This window comes from Burkholderia sp. Bp9140, assembly GCF_003853425.1.
GTDB lineage: Bacteria > Pseudomonadota > Gammaproteobacteria > Burkholderiales > Burkholderiaceae > Burkholderia.
Genome location: NZ_QTPQ01000009.1, coordinates 1 through 14490, shown reverse-complemented (window position 1 = coordinate 14490; position 14490 = coordinate 1). Strand labels below are relative to the sequence as shown.

General features: G+C 65.9%; 13 protein-coding genes and 3 tRNA genes. 10 read left to right on the top strand and 6 right to left on the bottom strand.

Translation table 11 applies throughout. From position 1 onward, the window contains the following. Window positions 1-7: 7 nt before the first annotated feature. The 7 genes from DIE21_RS09635 to DIE21_RS09605 all read left to right on the top strand — a co-directional run bounded on the left by DIE21_RS09635 (window position 8) and on the right by DIE21_RS09605 (window position 5368). Window positions 8-84 (top strand) — tRNA-Met (locus DIE21_RS09635). Between the two features lie 172 nt (window positions 85-256). After that, window positions 257-802, top strand: a complete 546-nt coding sequence (locus DIE21_RS09630) for an NUDIX hydrolase (RefSeq protein WP_124497486.1) — start codon at window positions 257-259, stop codon at window positions 800-802. A gap of 11 nt (window positions 803-813) precedes the next feature. Beyond that, window positions 814-1578 (top strand): leucyl/phenylalanyl-tRNA--protein transferase, encoded by a 765-nt coding sequence (aat, locus tag DIE21_RS09625; RefSeq protein WP_124497485.1) that lies wholly within the window; start codon window positions 814-816, stop codon window positions 1576-1578. A gap of 33 nt (window positions 1579-1611) precedes the next feature. Further along, on the top strand, window positions 1612-2442 hold the full coding sequence (locus DIE21_RS09620; protein ID WP_124497484.1) for an arginyltransferase: 831 nt from the start codon (window positions 1612-1614) through the stop codon (window positions 2440-2442). 176 nt (window positions 2443-2618) lie between these two features. After that, the gene (locus DIE21_RS09615; protein ID WP_124497483.1) at window positions 2619-3656 is read left to right on the top strand and encodes a quinone-dependent dihydroorotate dehydrogenase; all 1038 of its coding nucleotides are present in this window, start codon (window positions 2619-2621) and stop codon (window positions 3654-3656) included. 102 nt (window positions 3657-3758) lie between these two features. Next, entirely contained in the window at window positions 3759-4553 is a 795-nt protein-coding gene (locus tag DIE21_RS09610; protein WP_124497482.1) for a cystine ABC transporter substrate-binding protein, read from the top strand. Window positions 4554-4675: 122 nt separating this feature from the next. Continuing rightward, window positions 4676-5368, top strand: coding sequence for an amino acid ABC transporter permease (locus tag DIE21_RS09605; RefSeq protein ID WP_124497481.1), 693 nt, complete (start codon window positions 4676-4678; stop codon window positions 5366-5368). Between the two features lie 55 nt (window positions 5369-5423). Here the strand turns inward: DIE21_RS09605 and DIE21_RS09600 are convergent, their stop codons facing one another. The 6 genes from DIE21_RS09600 to rnr all read right to left on the bottom strand — a co-directional run bounded on the left by DIE21_RS09600 (window position 5424) and on the right by rnr (window position 12655). After that, window positions 5424-6410, bottom strand: coding sequence for a Gfo/Idh/MocA family protein (locus DIE21_RS09600; RefSeq protein WP_124497480.1), 987 nt, complete (start codon window positions 6408-6410; stop codon window positions 5424-5426). A gap of 101 nt (window positions 6411-6511) precedes the next feature. Beyond that, window positions 6512-7228, bottom strand: coding sequence for a FadR/GntR family transcriptional regulator (locus DIE21_RS09595; protein WP_124497479.1), 717 nt, complete (start codon window positions 7226-7228; stop codon window positions 6512-6514). A gap of 283 nt (window positions 7229-7511) precedes the next feature. Beyond that, window positions 7512-8204: a ribose-5-phosphate isomerase RpiA gene (gene rpiA / locus DIE21_RS09590; protein ID WP_124497478.1), complete on the bottom strand. Its 693-nt coding sequence runs from the start codon at window positions 8202-8204 to the stop codon at window positions 7512-7514. 103 nt (window positions 8205-8307) lie between these two features. Next, a complete protein-coding gene (locus tag DIE21_RS09585; protein WP_124497477.1) occupies window positions 8308-9180 on the bottom strand; it encodes an N-acetylmuramoyl-L-alanine amidase in 873 nt (290 codons plus the stop codon). A 118-nt stretch (window positions 9181-9298) separates the two neighbouring features. Further along, on the bottom strand, window positions 9299-10042 hold the full coding sequence (rlmB, locus tag DIE21_RS09580; protein ID WP_124497476.1) for a 23S rRNA (guanosine(2251)-2'-O)-methyltransferase RlmB: 744 nt from the start codon (window positions 10040-10042) through the stop codon (window positions 9299-9301). Between the two features lie 150 nt (window positions 10043-10192). Beyond that, the gene (gene rnr, locus DIE21_RS09575) at window positions 10193-12655 is read right to left on the bottom strand and encodes a ribonuclease R (protein ID WP_124497475.1); all 2463 of its coding nucleotides are present in this window, start codon (window positions 12653-12655) and stop codon (window positions 10193-10195) included. Window positions 12656-12904: 249 nt separating this feature from the next. Between rnr and DIE21_RS09570 the strand changes: the two genes are divergently transcribed. From DIE21_RS09570 to DIE21_RS09560, 3 genes are all read left to right on the top strand, one after another. Then, window positions 12905-12991, top strand: a tRNA-Leu gene (locus DIE21_RS09570). Between the two features lie 183 nt (window positions 12992-13174). Further along, window positions 13175-14164 carry an aliphatic sulfonate ABC transporter substrate-binding protein gene (locus tag DIE21_RS09565; protein WP_124497474.1) on the top strand — a complete coding sequence of 330 codons (990 nt, stop codon included), beginning with the start codon at window positions 13175-13177 and terminating at the stop codon, window positions 14162-14164. 115 nt (window positions 14165-14279) lie between these two features. Then, window positions 14280-14366, top strand: a tRNA-Leu gene (locus tag DIE21_RS09560). The last annotated feature ends 124 nt before the right edge of the window (window positions 14367-14490 follow it).

Below are 14490 nucleotides of genomic sequence, written 5' to 3'. Positions count from 1 at the left end.
CGACGGACGCGGGGTGGAGCAGTCTGGCAGCTCGTCGGGCTCATAACCCGAAGGTCGTAGGTTCAAATCCTACCCCCGCAACCAACGTCCCGATTCATGCAAAAAGCCCGGCCCTGCGCCGGGCTTTTTGTTTTTTCGCGCCCGATCCCGCGCACCGCACGTTGCGCTGCGCGCGGCACGCCGCACACACGCGGTCGCGTTCGAGAATGCCTCGCCCCGGTGATACACTCGCATCACCTCGTCCCTTCCACTCGTCATGAAATTCTGCTCCGTCTGCGGTCACGAAGTCATCGCGCGCATTCCTCCGGGCGACAACCGCGAGCGCTTCATCTGCGATCACTGCGGCACGATCCATTACCAGAATCCGCGCAACGTGGTGGGCACGGTACCGGTCTGGGGCGATCAGGTCCTGCTGTGCCGCCGCGCGATCGAACCGCGCTACGGATTCTGGACGCTGCCGGCGGGCTTCATGGAAATGGGCGAGACGACGGCCGAAGCCGCCGCGCGCGAAACGCTCGAGGAAGCCGGCGCGCGCGTCGAGGTGCAGAATCTGTTCACGCTGCTCAACGTGCCGCACGTGCATCAGGTCCATCTGTTCTATCTGGCGCGGCTCACCGATCCGGCTTACGAGGCCGGCGAGGAAAGCCTCGAAGTCAAGCTGTTCGACGAAGCCGACATTCCGTGGGACGAGATCGCGTTCCCGACCGTCAGCCAGACCCTGCGCTTCTTCTTCGCCGATCGCGCCGCCGGCGACTACGGCGTGCATACCGGCGATATCTTCCGCTCGCTGCGCACCGGCTGAGCCCGCGCCCCATGGTCCCCTGGCTCGGCCCGGACGATCCGTTTCCGCCCATTGAACGCGCGCTCGGTCCTGCAACCGGCGCGCCGGGGCTGCTCGCCGCGAGTGCCGACCTGCTGCCGTCGCGCCTGATCGACGCCTACCTGCGCGGCATCTTCCCGTGGTATTCGGATGGCCAGCCCGTGCTGTGGTGGAGCCCCGACCCGCGGATGATCCTCGCACCGGCCGAATTCAAGGTATCCCCATCGCTGCGCAAGACGCTCAGGCGCGTGCTGCGCGACCCGACGTGGGAAGTGCGCGTCGATCATGACTTTCCGGGCGTGATGCGCGCGTGCGCGCAGGCGCCGCGCCGCGGGCAGCGCGGCACCTGGATCACGGCCGAGATCATCGACGCGTATACATCGCTCTACCGGTCCGGCAACGCGCACAGCATCGAGACGTGGCACGACGGGCGCCGCGTCGGCGGCCTCTACGGCGTCGTGTTCGGGCGGATGTTCTTCGGCGAGTCGATGTACGCCGACGCCACCGATGCGTCGAAGATCGCGCTGGCGACGCTCGTCGCCCACCTTCGCGAGCAGGGGCTGGAGATGATAGACTGCCAGCAGAATACGTCGCATCTAGCGTCGCTCGGCGGCCGCGAGATCGCACGCAAGGCCTTTGTCGCTCACGTGCGCCGCGCAGTGGCCGAACCGCCGATTCCGTGGCAGTTCGACAAGCGCGTGCTCGCCGCGCTGACGGGCCCCGCCGAAACGGCGGCGCCCTCCGGGACCGAGCGCTAGCGCGGCACTCCCTCCCTGCATCGAGAGCTGCCCATGACTCACCCGACTGAGCTGCCGCTTTCACCGCTTTCGGCGCTGCAATTCTATGCAACGGCGCCCTATCCGTGCAGCTATCTGGACGGCCGCATCGCGCGCTCGCAAGTCGCGACGCCGAGCCACCTGATCAACTCCGACATCTATACCGAGCTCGTCAAGGCAGGCTTCCGGCGCTCGGGCGTGTTCACCTACCGCCCGTACTGCGACGGCTGCCGTGCCTGCGTACCGGTGCGGGTGCCGGTCTGCGCGTTCACGCCGTCGCGCACGCAGCGCCGGATGTGGAAGCGGCACCGCGCGCTCGTCGCGACGGTCTCGCCGCTGCACTACGACGAGGAGCACTACGCGCTCTACATGCGCTACCAGTCCGCGCGCCACGCGGGCGGCGGCATGGACCGCGACAGCCGTGACCAGTACGAGCAGTTCCTGCTGCAGAGCCGGATCAATTCGCGCCTCGTCGAATTCCGCGACGTCGACGCGCCGGGCGGCGAACCCGGCAAGCTGCGCATGGTCAGCATGATCGACATCCTCGGCGACGGACTGTCGTCGGTCTACACGTTCTTCGAGCCCGACGACCAGCACACGAGCTACGGCACCTACAACATCCTGTGGCAGATCGAGCAGGCGAAGAGCCTCGGCCTGCCGTACGTATATCTCGGCTACTGGATCCGCGAGAGCCCGAAGATGGCCTACAAGGCGAACTTCCATCCGCTCGAAGGATTGCTCGACGGCCGCTGGAAAATCCTCGATCCCGATCGGGTCGACCTGCCGCCGGTCGACGCGGCACTGGCCCGCGCGCCGCTGCCGGGCGGACATTCCGGGTCGGGTTGACGGGCCGCCCCGCGGCGCGGCTTCGCGCCTGCAACGGGCACCGTTTCCGCCCGTGCACGCGGCGCCGCACCGCACGAGAAGCGCCGCCGGCGCGTGCGAGGCGAAGCCCGCCCTTGCCGCGCAACTCCCGGTAAAATAGCGGGTTGTCATTCATTCCGGCCGTCCGCCCAATTCCCGTGTTCAGTTCCCTCTATCCGCTGGCCCGCGCATCCCTGTTCAAGATGGATGCGGAAGACGCTCACCACCTCACGCTGCGCGCGCTCGGCGCGGCCGGCCGCACGGGCCTCGCCTGCGCGCTGTCGGCTCGCGTGCCCGATGCGCCGCGCACCGTGATGGGGCTCACGTTCCGCAACCCCGTCGGTCTCGCCGCCGGCCTCGACAAGGACGGCGCCGCCATCGACGGCCTCGCCTCGCTCGGCTTCGGCTTCATCGAGGTCGGCACGGTCACGCCGCGCCCGCAGCCGGGCAATCCGCGCCCGCGGATGTTCCGCCTGCCGCAGGCCGAAGCGCTGATCAACCGGATGGGCTTCAACAACCACGGCGTCGACCAGTTCGTGAAGAACGTCCAGGCGGCCCGTTATCGCGGCATCCTCGGCCTGAACATCGGCAAGAATGCCGACACGCCGATCGAGCGCGCCGCGGAAGACTATCTCTACTGCCTCGAGCGCGTGTACCCGTTCGCGAGCTACGTGACGATCAACATTTCGTCGCCGAACACGAAGAACCTGCGCCAGTTGCAGGGCGCGGGCGAACTCGACGCGCTGCTCGCCGCGCTGAAGGACAAGCAGCAGCGTCTCGCCGATCTCCACGGCAAGCTCGTGCCGCTCGCGCTGAAGATCGCCCCCGATCTCGACGACGAACAGGTGAAGGAAATCGCCGACACGCTGCTGCGCCACAAGATCGAGGCGGTCATCGCCACCAACACGACGCTGTCGCGCGCGGCCGTGCAGGGCCTGCCGCACGCGGACGAAGCCGGCGGCCTGTCGGGCCGTCCGGTGTTCGACGCATCGAACGAAGTGATCCGCAAGCTGCATGCCGAAGTCGGCAGCGCGGTGCCGATCATCGGCGTGGGCGGCATTTTCTCGGGCGAGGACGCACGCGTGAAGCTCGCGGCCGGCGCATCGCTCGTCCAGCTTTACACGGGCTTCATCTATCGCGGCCCCGCGCTCGTGGCCGAATGCGTGAAGGCCATCGCGCGCGAACGCACCGCGTAATATAGCCATAAACAAACGATATTTCGTGGTCGATTGTATTTTTGCTATGATCGATCCCACTGTCAGAATCAAGCGCCCCACTGGGGCAAGGAAGCTCACACGATGAAAATTTCGCTGCTGAAGAAGCTGCTGGTCGCCGGCCTGATCGGCACGTCGTTCGCCGCCGCCACCGCACATGCGGCCGACCTCCTCGACCAGGTGAAGCAACGCGGCACGCTGCGCGTCGGCCTCGAAGGCACGTTCCCGCCGTTCAACTCGAAGAACCCGCAAGGCGAACTCGTCGGCTTCGACGTCGACATCGCGAAGGCCGTCGCCGCGAAGCTCGGCGTGAAGGCCGAATTCGTCACGACCGAATGGAGCGGCATCATCGCGGGCCTGCAGGCCGGCAAGTTCGACGTGATCTCCAACCAGGTCGGCATCACCGACAAGCGCAAGGAAACGCTCGACTTCTCGCCCGCGTACACGTACTCGTCCGCGCAGCTGATCCAGCGCAAGGACGACACGCGCCAGTTCAAGTCGCTCGAAGACCTGAAGGGCAAGAAGCTCGGCGTCGCGCTCGGTACGAACTACATGGACATGGCGAAGTCGGTTCCCGGCATCGACGTGAAGACGTACCCGGGCGCGCCCGAGTACCTGCGCGACCTCGCGGCCGGCCGCCTCGATGCGGCACTGAACGACCGCCTGATGCTCGCGTACCTGACGAAGAACTCGCAACTGCCGCTGCGCCCGGGCGCGAACGTCGGCTCGGCGAATCCGTCGGGCATCCCGTTCAAGAAGGGCAATCCGAAGTTCCAGAAGGCAATCGACGACGCGATGGCGCAGCTCGAAGCCGACGGCACGTTCACGAAGATCTCGGACAAGTGGTTCGGCATCGACGTGACGAAGCCGATCAAGTAAGCACGCCTCTGTTTCCCGCCTGACGGCGGGCCGGAAAGGGCGGCATCCGAAACGATGCCGCCCTTTGTTTTACCGGTCCGGTTTATGATTGCGCTTTCGCGCACGCATCCGATTCGTATTCCATGTCGACAACGTCCCTGCTCGTCCAATCGCTGCCGGTGCTCGCCCAAGGTGCCGTACTGACCGTCAAGTTCGCCGTGCTGTCGATGGTGTTCGGCCTGTTCGGCGCCGTCGTGCTCGCGATGATGGGCATCCGGCAAAGCGAACCGCTCGAAGGCTTCGAACGCATCTGGGTCAACGCGCTCGCGTGGCTCGCGCGCACATACGTGAGCCTGATGCGCGGCACGCCGCTGCTCGTGCAGATCTTCGTGATCTATTACGGGCTGCCGAGCCTCGGCATCTCGCTCGATCCGACGCCGGCCGGCGTCATCGCGCTATCCGCGAACGTCGCCGCTTACATGTCCGAAAGCATGCGCGGCGCGATCAACGGGATCGCGCGCGGCCAATGGCTGGCCGCATACAGCCTCGGGCTGTCGTGGGGCCAGACGCTGCGCTTCGTGATCGGCCCTCAGGCGCTGCGCATCGCCGTGCCGAGCCTGTCGAACAGCCTGATCAGCCTGATCAAGGACACGTCGCTCGTATCCGTGATCACCGTGACCGAGCTGCTGCGCAGCGCGCAGGAAGTGATCGCGGCGACCTACCAGCCGTTGCCGCTGTACCTCGCCGCCGCCGCGGTCTACTGGGTGCTGTGCCAGATCCTCGAATGGGTCCAGCGCTGGTACGAACAGCGCCTGTCGCTGCCCGCGCGGCACTGAGCACGTTGCCTCTCTCGCCGGGCCGCGGATGCGCGCCCGGCCCCTTCCTTCCTGCCTACTCGCCCGGATAGCGCACGCCGAGCGCCGCGCGTGCCGCATCGGTCATCGCGATCATCTGTCGTGAATGGTCGTGCGTCATGATCGGGCTCTCGAGCTCGCCCGCGCGCAGCAGATCGCAGAAATGCGCGGTCTCGTAGTTCAGGCCGCCGCCGTCGACCGGCGCATCGAGCTCGACGGTACGCCCGTCGGCATAGCGAATCGTCGCCCGCGCAGGGTTCCACCACTTCTCGTGAATCGTCACGTGCCCGCCCGCCGCCGCGAGCAGCGCGTCGCCGCGCCCCATCACGTCGAGCCCGCAAAAGAGCTGCGCGATGCCGCCGTTCGCGTGGCGGCTGTTCAGGCTCGCGAATACGTCGACGCCCGTCGCGCCGACGCGCCCGAGCGTCTGCACGTCGCGTGCGGCACCGAGCCAGTCGACCGCGAGAAACGCTTCGTAGATCCCGATGTCGAGCAGCGCGCCGCCGGCACGGTCGAGACGATAGACCGAATGATCGCCAGGCACCGACGACGACGCGCAGCCCGCGCGCACGAGCCGGATCTCGCCGATCGGGTCGTCATGCAGGTGCGCACGCAACTGACGGTACAACGGAAAGAACGGCGGCTTCATCGCTTCCATGAAGAGCCGTCCGGCAGCGCGCGCCGCATCCAGCACCGCGTCGAGTTGCGCCGCGTTCAGCGTCGCCGGCTTTTCGCACAGCACGGCCTTGCCGGCGCCGAGCGCCGCCTGCGCGTAGTACGCGTGACTGTCGTGGAGGGTCGCGATGTAGATCGCGTCGATGTCGCTCGCGAGAAGTGCATCGAGGCTGGCGGCAGGCGTGCCGCCGCAGCCTTCGCAGAAGGCGGTTGCCGCGTCGGCGCGGCGTGCCCACACGCCGGCGAGCACGGCACCGGGCACGCGGGCGAGGCTTTGCGCGAAACGGCGTGCAATGCTGCCAGCGCCGATGATGCCGAAGCGCACCGGGCGGTTGTCGAGGTCGTTCATCCGGATCTTCCGTGTCGGTCGTATGACGGTGGCCGGCACGCTGCCGGCCGGCCGTCATGATAAACGGCTCGCCGGCTCGCGGATAAGCGACGCGTGCGAATTCAGGCGCGTACGGGCACGTCGACGGAGAAATCGCGCGAAATCTCGTCGGCGCTGAAATCGATCAGGGCGAGCGACGCCGCTTCGGCTTCGCGCGGATCGCGACGTTCGATCGCATCGACGACGCGCGCATGCGCCTTGACCGCGATATCGTGCGCACCATCCTTCTGCACGACGCGCGGATTCACGAGCCGCACCGCACCGCGCACGATCGCCGCCATCTGCTGGAAGAACTGGTTGCCGCTCGCCTGGACGATCCGCGTGTGCAGCAGTTCGTCCGCCGTGTCGTAGCCGGGGTCGCCCGGTTGCAACACCTTGAACGCGTCAAACGCCTCGCGGATGCCCGCAATGTCGACGGCCGTCGCACGGACCGCCGCCTGCGCGGTCGCGCGCGGTTCGATCAGCATCCGGAATTCGATGACGTCGCGCATGAACTGCGGATCCGGCTTCGCGCGAAACCGCCAGCTCACCACGTCCTCATCGATCATGCGCCAGTCGCGCATCGGTCGAACGCGCGTGCCGACTTTCGGACGCACGTCGAGCATGTCGCGCGCAAGCAACATCGATAATGCTTCGCGCATCACCGTACGGCTCACATCGAACTCTTTCGATAGCACGTCCTGCGGCGGCAGAATGCCGCCATACTTGTCTTCGACGATACCTTCGACAAGCCCATCCATCACTTTGGCGACCAGTGACCGGTCTTTGCCCTGCTCCATGACACCTCCCCGTGCGTCGATTTGCGAACACCTGCTCCGCAGTTCCGCCGGCCCTGGTTACGACTGTTCTTATGATCTATAAGTTGATGAGTTCGAGGATATTTCGCTATCTGGTAAACACCTGACAGGGTTATCCCTCTTTTTGACGGGGTGATTTATAAGGCTTCAAAAAAAGCCCGGAAAGCGCTCTGCGCTTGCCGGGCCGCGATTTTTGCCAAATTTAAACATGCAATCCATTACGGCATCCTGACGCCATTACGGACTGCTTCTCATTCAGTTGTGATTAACCGGGATAAACGATCGTTTCAACGCCGTTTGCCGTGCCGAGCAGGCACAGATTCGCGCCGCGCTCGGCGAACAGGCCGACCGTCACGACGCCCGGCCATGCGTTGACCTGCGCTTCGAAACCGCGCGGATCGGCGATCTGCAGCCCCTTCACGTCGATGATCTCGTTGCCGTTGTCGGTGATGTACGGTGCGCCGTCCTGCGTCACGCGCAGCACCGGCACGCCGCCGAGCGCGGTCACGCGCCGGCCGATCGCCGTGCGCGCCATCGGCACGACCTCGATCGGCAGCGGGAAGGCGCCGAGCACCGGCACGCGCTTGCTGCCGTCCGCGATGCAGACGAAGGTATCGGCCACCGATGCGACGATCTTCTCGCGCGTCAGCGCGCCTCCGCCGCCCTTGATCATTGCGCCGCTTGCGTCGATCTCGTCGGCACCGTCGACGTACACCTGCAGCGATTCGACCTCGTTCAGGTCGAACACCTTGATGCCATGCGATTTCAGGCGGTCGGTCGTCGCGATCGAGCTCGATACGGCGCCGCGGTAGCGCGATTTGACGGCCGCGAGCGCGTCGATGAAGCAGTTGGCGGTCGAGCCGGTGCCGACGCCGATCACGGCGCCTTCCGGCACGTTCTGGATCACATAATCGGCGGCCGCCTGGCCGACCAGGCGTTTGAGTTCGTCTTGAGTCATGGGGTGGGAATACAGCGGGATTGCGGAAAACCGCCAGTTTACCGGACTCGGAAGACGGCCCGGGCTTTTTCCGCGAGGGTGTGGGCGCCGGGCACGCCGACGGTCAAGGCGCCCCGGTGTCGGACGCGTGGCCGACTGCCGGCGTGGCGGGGAAATACTTGTCGAGCAGTGCCTGCGCGATCGCGTCGGTCGCGGCATCCGGATTGCCCGCATAGTCGGACGGACGGAAGTGCATCTGGAACGCGGCGAATACGCGTCGCGTGCGTACGTCGAGCACGCCGTCGGTCGGCACGTCGTAGCCGTAGCGCGCGAGCTTCAGCTGCAATTCGCGCACGTCGACGAGCGCGTGCGGATCGCGACTGCCGAGCCGCGCGGCCACCGTCGCCTCGTCCGGCCATGCGCCGACGCCGGCTTGCGCGAGCGCATGCCACGGAAACAGCGGCCCTGGATCGATCTTGCGTTGCGGCGCGATATCGCTATGTCCGACCACACGCGTCGGCGGAATCCCGAAGCGCTCGACAATATCCTTCGACAGCACAATCAGCGCATCGACCTGGTCGGGCGGATACGGCTGCCAGGTACGGTTTTGCGGATCGAGCGGGCCGCGGTTCACGTTTTCGATGCCGATCGACGCCGCATTGAGCTCGGTCGTGCCCTGCCATTCGCTGATGCCCGCATGCCATGCGCGCTTCGATTCCGGAACGAGCTGGTAGACGACCGGCATCCCGTGTTCGATGGGCGGTTGCGACGGCACGACGTAGTGCGCGCTGACGGAATCGCCCGTCAGCGTGCGCAGCGATTTCGCTTCGTCGCTTTCGGTGTAATGCATCACGAGAAAGCGGATCCGCGAATCGGCGCCGCGCGCGTGCAGGCTCGTGTCGGCGTAGTAGGTGCCGCGCTCGAGCAGCGACGGCGACGTACAGGCAGCCAGCAGGCCAAGGACGGCGCACGATGCGCCGAGGCGAAACATAGTCATGGTTCGCGAGTTCCGGGAGCCGCGTGCCGCGCGCAATCACGGCTCGCGTCGTTCGGGTCGTAGCGGCCCGCGCATCGCGCGAGACCGCGTGGGTCAGCCCCGTATGTCAGCCCCGTAGTCAGCCCTTCACGCGCCGCTGCCGCACCGCTTCGTACAGGCACACGCCGCTCGCGACCGACACGTTCAGGCTTTCCACGCTGCCGGCCATCGGAATGCTCATCACTTCGTCGCAGGTGTCGCGCGTGAGCCGGCGCATGCCTTCGCCTTCCGCGCCCATCACGATGGCGACGGGGCCGTCGAGCTTCGTGTCGTACAGCGTCGCCGACGCTTCGTCCGAGGTGCCGATGACCCATACACCCGCATCCTTCAGCTCGCGCAGCGCGCGGGCGAGGTTCGTGACCGTGATGTACGGCACCGTGTCGGCCGCGCCGCTCGCGACCTTCGCCGCGGTCGCATTCAGGCCGACCGCGCGGTCACGCGGCGCAATCACCGCATGCGCACCGGCCGAATCCGCGACACGCAAGCATGCACCGAGGTTGTGCGGATCGGTGACGCCATCGAGCACCAGCAGCAGCGCCGGCCCCTGGATGCCGTCGAGCAGCTCGGACAGGTTCTGCGCGAGCGGGATGTCCTCGACGCGCGCGACGACGCCCTGGTGGCGCTCGGTATGCGCGAGGCCCCACAGGCGCGTTTCGTCGGCCGCGATCAGCCGCACGCCCGCTTCCTTCGCGGCGTGCAGGAAGTCCTGCATGCGGCGGTCGCGGCGCGTCTGGTCGTACAGCACCTCCGCAACCGTCGATGCATCGTGCCGCAAACGTGCGGTCACCGCATGAAAACCGTAAAGAACCTTCAGACGTGACATGACTGGAACAACCTTCGATCAAACGTGCGGCCGCGCAATGCGCGCGGCCGCGATCCATGGAAAAGGAAAGCGCCGCGTTGCCGGCCGGTGACCGGTAGAACGCGGCGTCTCTCGATGCTGCAAGGGCGGCGCTGGCGCCGTCCCGAACGATCAATACTTCTTGCGGGCGTGTGCCTTCTTCGCGGCCGTCTTCACCGCAGTACCGCCCTTCTTCTTCGCCGCACGCGCGGCGCGCGCTTCCTTCACCGCGGCGGTCGGCGCGCTGGCCGCCTTCTTGCGATGCGGCGCGGCCTCCTCCACCAGCGGCAACGAACGCACGCGCGGGCCGCCGCGATCGTTACCGTTACCGGCGGCAGCCGGCGCCGGTGCGGGACGCGGCGCCTTCACCGGCGTGTCGCGCACGAGGCGGAAGTCGATCTTGCGCGCGTCGAGATCGACGCGGCTCACCTGCACGCGCACGCGATCCGACAGGCGATAGCGGATACCGGTGCGCTCGCCGCGCAGTTCGTTCTTGATCTCGTCGTACTGGAAGTAGTCCGAGCCGAGTTCCGTGACGTGCACGAGCCCTTCGATGAACAGCGTATCGAGCTGCACGAAGATGCCGAACGACGTGACGCCGTTCACCATCCCGCCGTACTCCTCGCCGAGCTTGTCGCGCATGAAGTAGCACTTGAGCCAGGCCTCGACGTCGCGCGACGCTTCGTCGGCACGCCGCTCGTTCGCCGAGCAGTGCAGGCCGAGCTCTTCCCAGATCGCCGTGTTCGAGCGCGAACGGCCGCGCGCTTCGTCGTCGGCTTGCTGCATCGCGCGGGCGCGCGGCGACAGCGCGGTGTTCAGCTCGAAACCGTCCGGCGCCTTCGGCACGTACTTCTTGCCGGACAGGATCGCGTAGATCGCGCGGTGCGTGAGCAGGTCGGGATAGCGGCGGATCGGGCTCGTGAAGTGCGCGTACGCCTCATACGCGAGACCGAAGTGACCGATGTTGTCCGGGCTGTAGACGGCCTGCTGCATCGAGCGCAACAGCATCGGCTGCAGCATCTGCGCGTCGGGCCGGTCGCGGATCTGCGCCATCAGCGCCGCATAGTCGCTCGCATGCGGCTTGTCGCCGCCGCCGAGCGTCAGGCCCATGCCGCGCAGGAACGCACGCAGGTTCTCGAGCTTCTCCGGAGTCGGGCCCGCGTGCACGCGGTACAGGCCCGGGTGCTTGTTGCGCTTCAGGAAGTCGGCCGCGCAGACGTTCGCGGCCAGCATGCATTCCTCGATCAGCTTGTGCGCATCGTTGCGCTGACGCGGCACGATCTGTTCGATCTTGCCCTGCGAGTTGCAGACGATGTACGTCTCGGTCGTGTCGAAATCGATCGCGCCGCGCTTCTGACGTGCGGCGAACAGCGACTTGTAGACGCCGTACAGGTCCTGCAGGTGCGGCAGCAGGTCCGCGCGGCGCGCGGCCTCCGGCCCCTTCGTGTTCGACAGCACGGCCGCGACTTCGGTGTACGTCAGGCGCGCGGCCGAATGGATCACGGCCGGATAGAACTGGTACGCCTTGATCTCGCCGCGCGCGGTAATCACCATGTCGCACGCGAGCACGCAGCGGTCGACCTGCGGATTCAGCGAGCACAGCCCGTTCGACAGCTTCTCCGGCAGCATCGGGATCACGCGGCGCGGGAAATAGACCGACGTGCTGCGTTCCAGCGCGTCGGTATCGAGGCCGTTGCCCGGCTGCACGTAGTGCGACACGTCGGCGATCGCGACGATCAGGCGGAAGCCGTCGCCGCGACCGACCTTGGTCGGCTCGCAGTAGACGGCATCGTCGAAGTCGCGGGCGTCCTCGCCGTCGATCGTCACGAGCGGCACGTCGCGCAAATCGACGCGGAAGCGCAGATCGCCCGGCCGCACCTTGTCCGGCAGCGCGGCGGCTTCGTCGAGCGCCGGCTGGCTGAATTCGTGCGGCACGCCGTACTTGCGCACGGCGATCTCGATTTCCATGCCCGGATCGTCGATGTCGCCGAGCACTTCGACGACCCGGCCGAGCGGTTGCGAATGGCGGCTCGGGAAGTCGGTCAGTTCGACGACCACGACCTGCCCGACCTTCGCCTTCTTCACGTTCTGCGTGATCAGGATGTCGTGGCCGATGCGCTTGTCTTCGGGCGCGACGATCAGCGCGCCGTTCTCGTTGAGCAGGCGGCCGATCACGCGCTTGTTCGCGCGCTCGGTGACCTCGACGACATGGCCTTCCGGCCGGCCGCGGCGATCGTAGCCGACGATCCGCGCGAGCACGCGGTCGTTGTGCATCACCTTCTGCATTTCGCCGTTCGGCAAGAACAGGTCGTCCTGGCCGTCGTCGCGGATCACGAACCCGTAGCCGTCGCGATGCCCCTGCACGCGACCGGCTACGAAGTTCGACGGATGAGTGAGCTGGTAATGGCCGCGCTTGTCGAGGCGGATCTGGCCGTCGCGTTCCATCGCGGCGACACGGCGGAAGAACCCCTCGCGCTCCTGGCGCTTGATCGACAGCGCTTCGGCGATGTCGTTGGCGGCCAGCGGCGCGTCGCTCGTACGCAGCACGCCGAGAATCTCTTCACGGCTCGGAATGGGGTACGGATATTTGCTCAAGGGTTTGTCGATGATTGTTCTCGTTGCGTTGACTGATGGTGCACGGCATCAACATAGAAGTGTCCGTCAGACAGTTCTATAGTGACGGCGGCGGACCATTCTATCACCCGCCTGTGTTGCCAAATGACGCGAATGCCGCGTGCAGGCGCCACAGCGGCCGGTTTGCGGCGCATCGCAAAAAAGTGTTGACACGGATAATTGGGGCGCTATAATTTCGCTTCTTTGCAGCAAGCAGCTACTGCAAAACGTGCCCAGGTGGCGGAATTGGTAGACGCACTAGGTTCAGGTCCTAGCGGTGGCAACATCGTGGAGGTTCGAGTCCTCTCCTGGGCACCATCCGTTTTTGAAAAGGTCGGCTTTTAGCCGGCCTTTTTTCATTTCCGGCGGCACATTGCGCGCACTGGCCGCGCCATATGCCCGTCACTCCGATCGATAGCAGAATTAATCGGTTATCGATTGCCCTCCCCGTTGGTACGTTAGCCGCCTTGTTATCGACGAATCCAACGAGGAGTTCGCCCCATGACGCCAATGAAGCGCCGCGCGTTCACGCGCGCGATACTGGCCGCCGGCCTGAGCGCCGCCGGCATCCGGACGCATGCCGAGAGCACGCCATCCGCGTTGCGCATCGGATACCAGAAATCGTCGACGCTCATTACGCTGCTCAAGACGCGCGGCACGCTGGAACAGTCGCTCGCGCCGCTCGGCCTGCGCGTGTCGTGGCATGAGTTCGCGAGCGGCTTGCCGCTGACCGAAGCACTCAATGTCGGCGCCGTCGATTTCAGCGCCGACGTGGCCGACACGGTTCCCGTCTTCGCACAGGCCGCGCATGCGCGCTTCGTGTACGTCGCGCAGGAAGCACCGTCACCGAAAGCGCAGGCCATTATCGTCAAGCGCGACAGCGCGCTGCGCACGCTCGCCGATCTCAGGGCCAAGCGCATCGCCGTCACGAAGGCTGCCGGCAGCCACTACCTGCTGCTTGCCGCACTCGCACGCGCAAAGCTCGCCCCCGCCGACGCGGCAATCCACTACCTGACGCCGGCAGACGGCCGCGCGGCGTTCGAGCGCGGCAGCGTCGATGCGTGGATCACGTGGGATCCGTATGTCGCATCCGTCGACTCGAACCCCGACGTGCGGATTCTGGCCGACGGCAACGGGCTTGCTTCGTACCAGCGCTATTACCTCGCATCGAGCAGCTTTGCTGCCACGCGTCCGGACGTCATCCAGATCGTGTTCGACCGGCTCTCGCAGGCCGGCACGTGGCTGCGCGAACATCAGCAGGAGGCCGCCAATACCCTTGCGCCGATCTGGGGACTCGACGCGAAGACGATCGAGCGCGCGAACGCGCGCCGCAGCTATCTCGTACGCGCCGTGGTCACGCAGAACCTCGGCGAGCAACAGAAGATCGCCGATACGTTTCTCGCAGCCGGTCTGCTGCCCGCCCGCGTCGACACGAGCGAAGCGCTGCACTGGAATTTCGCGGCAAAGCGCGCGGATCCGATCGGCGTCTGATGCCCCGAACACGCAACGCGCGATATTTTTATCGCCACCGATCAAATTGTGTTGACAGTCTCTTCAGACACGCTATAATTTCACTTCTTTGCAGCAAGCAGCTACTGCAAAACGTGCCCAGGTGGCGGAATTGGTAGACGCACTAGGTTCAGGTCCTAGCGGTGGCAACATCGTGGAGGTTCGAGTCCTCTCCTGGGCACCATCTGTTTTTGAAAAGGCCGGCTTTTAGCCGGCCTTTTTTCATTTCCGTGACCCGTCCTGAAATAGGTTGACACTTTTTCGACGAATCGAAGAGGTGCCAAGTGGAGCAAGGGATCAAGCGGACG

What these genes read in the sequence shown, in the direction of transcription:
- DIE21_RS09630 (WP_124497486.1), top strand. Translation starts at nt 257, where the DNA reads ATGAAATTCTGCTCCGTCTGCGGTCACGAAGTCATCGCGCGCATTCCT.
- aat (WP_124497485.1), top strand. Translation starts at nt 814, where the DNA reads ATGGTCCCCTGGCTCGGCCCGGACGATCCGTTTCCGCCCATTGAACGC.
- DIE21_RS09620 (WP_124497484.1), top strand. Translation starts at nt 1,612, where the DNA reads ATGACTCACCCGACTGAGCTGCCGCTTTCACCGCTTTCGGCGCTGCAA.
- DIE21_RS09610 (WP_124497482.1), top strand. Translation starts at nt 3,759, where the DNA reads ATGAAAATTTCGCTGCTGAAGAAGCTGCTGGTCGCCGGCCTGATCGGC.
- DIE21_RS09605 (WP_124497481.1), top strand. Translation starts at nt 4,676, where the DNA reads ATGTCGACAACGTCCCTGCTCGTCCAATCGCTGCCGGTGCTCGCCCAA.
- DIE21_RS09600 (WP_124497480.1), bottom strand. Translation starts at nt 6,410, where the DNA reads ATGAACGACCTCGACAACCGCCCGGTGCGCTTCGGCATCATCGGCGCT.
- DIE21_RS09595 (WP_124497479.1), bottom strand. Translation starts at nt 7,228, where the DNA reads ATGGAGCAGGGCAAAGACCGGTCACTGGTCGCCAAAGTGATGGATGGG.
- rpiA (WP_124497478.1), bottom strand. Translation starts at nt 8,204, where the DNA reads ATGACTCAAGACGAACTCAAACGCCTGGTCGGCCAGGCGGCCGCCGAT.
- DIE21_RS09585 (WP_124497477.1), bottom strand. Translation starts at nt 9,180, where the DNA reads ATGACTATGTTTCGCCTCGGCGCATCGTGCGCCGTCCTTGGCCTGCTG.
- rlmB (WP_124497476.1), bottom strand. Translation starts at nt 10,042, where the DNA reads ATGTCACGTCTGAAGGTTCTTTACGGTTTTCATGCGGTGACCGCACGT.
- DIE21_RS09565 (WP_124497474.1), top strand. Translation starts at nt 13,175, where the DNA reads ATGACGCCAATGAAGCGCCGCGCGTTCACGCGCGCGATACTGGCCGCC.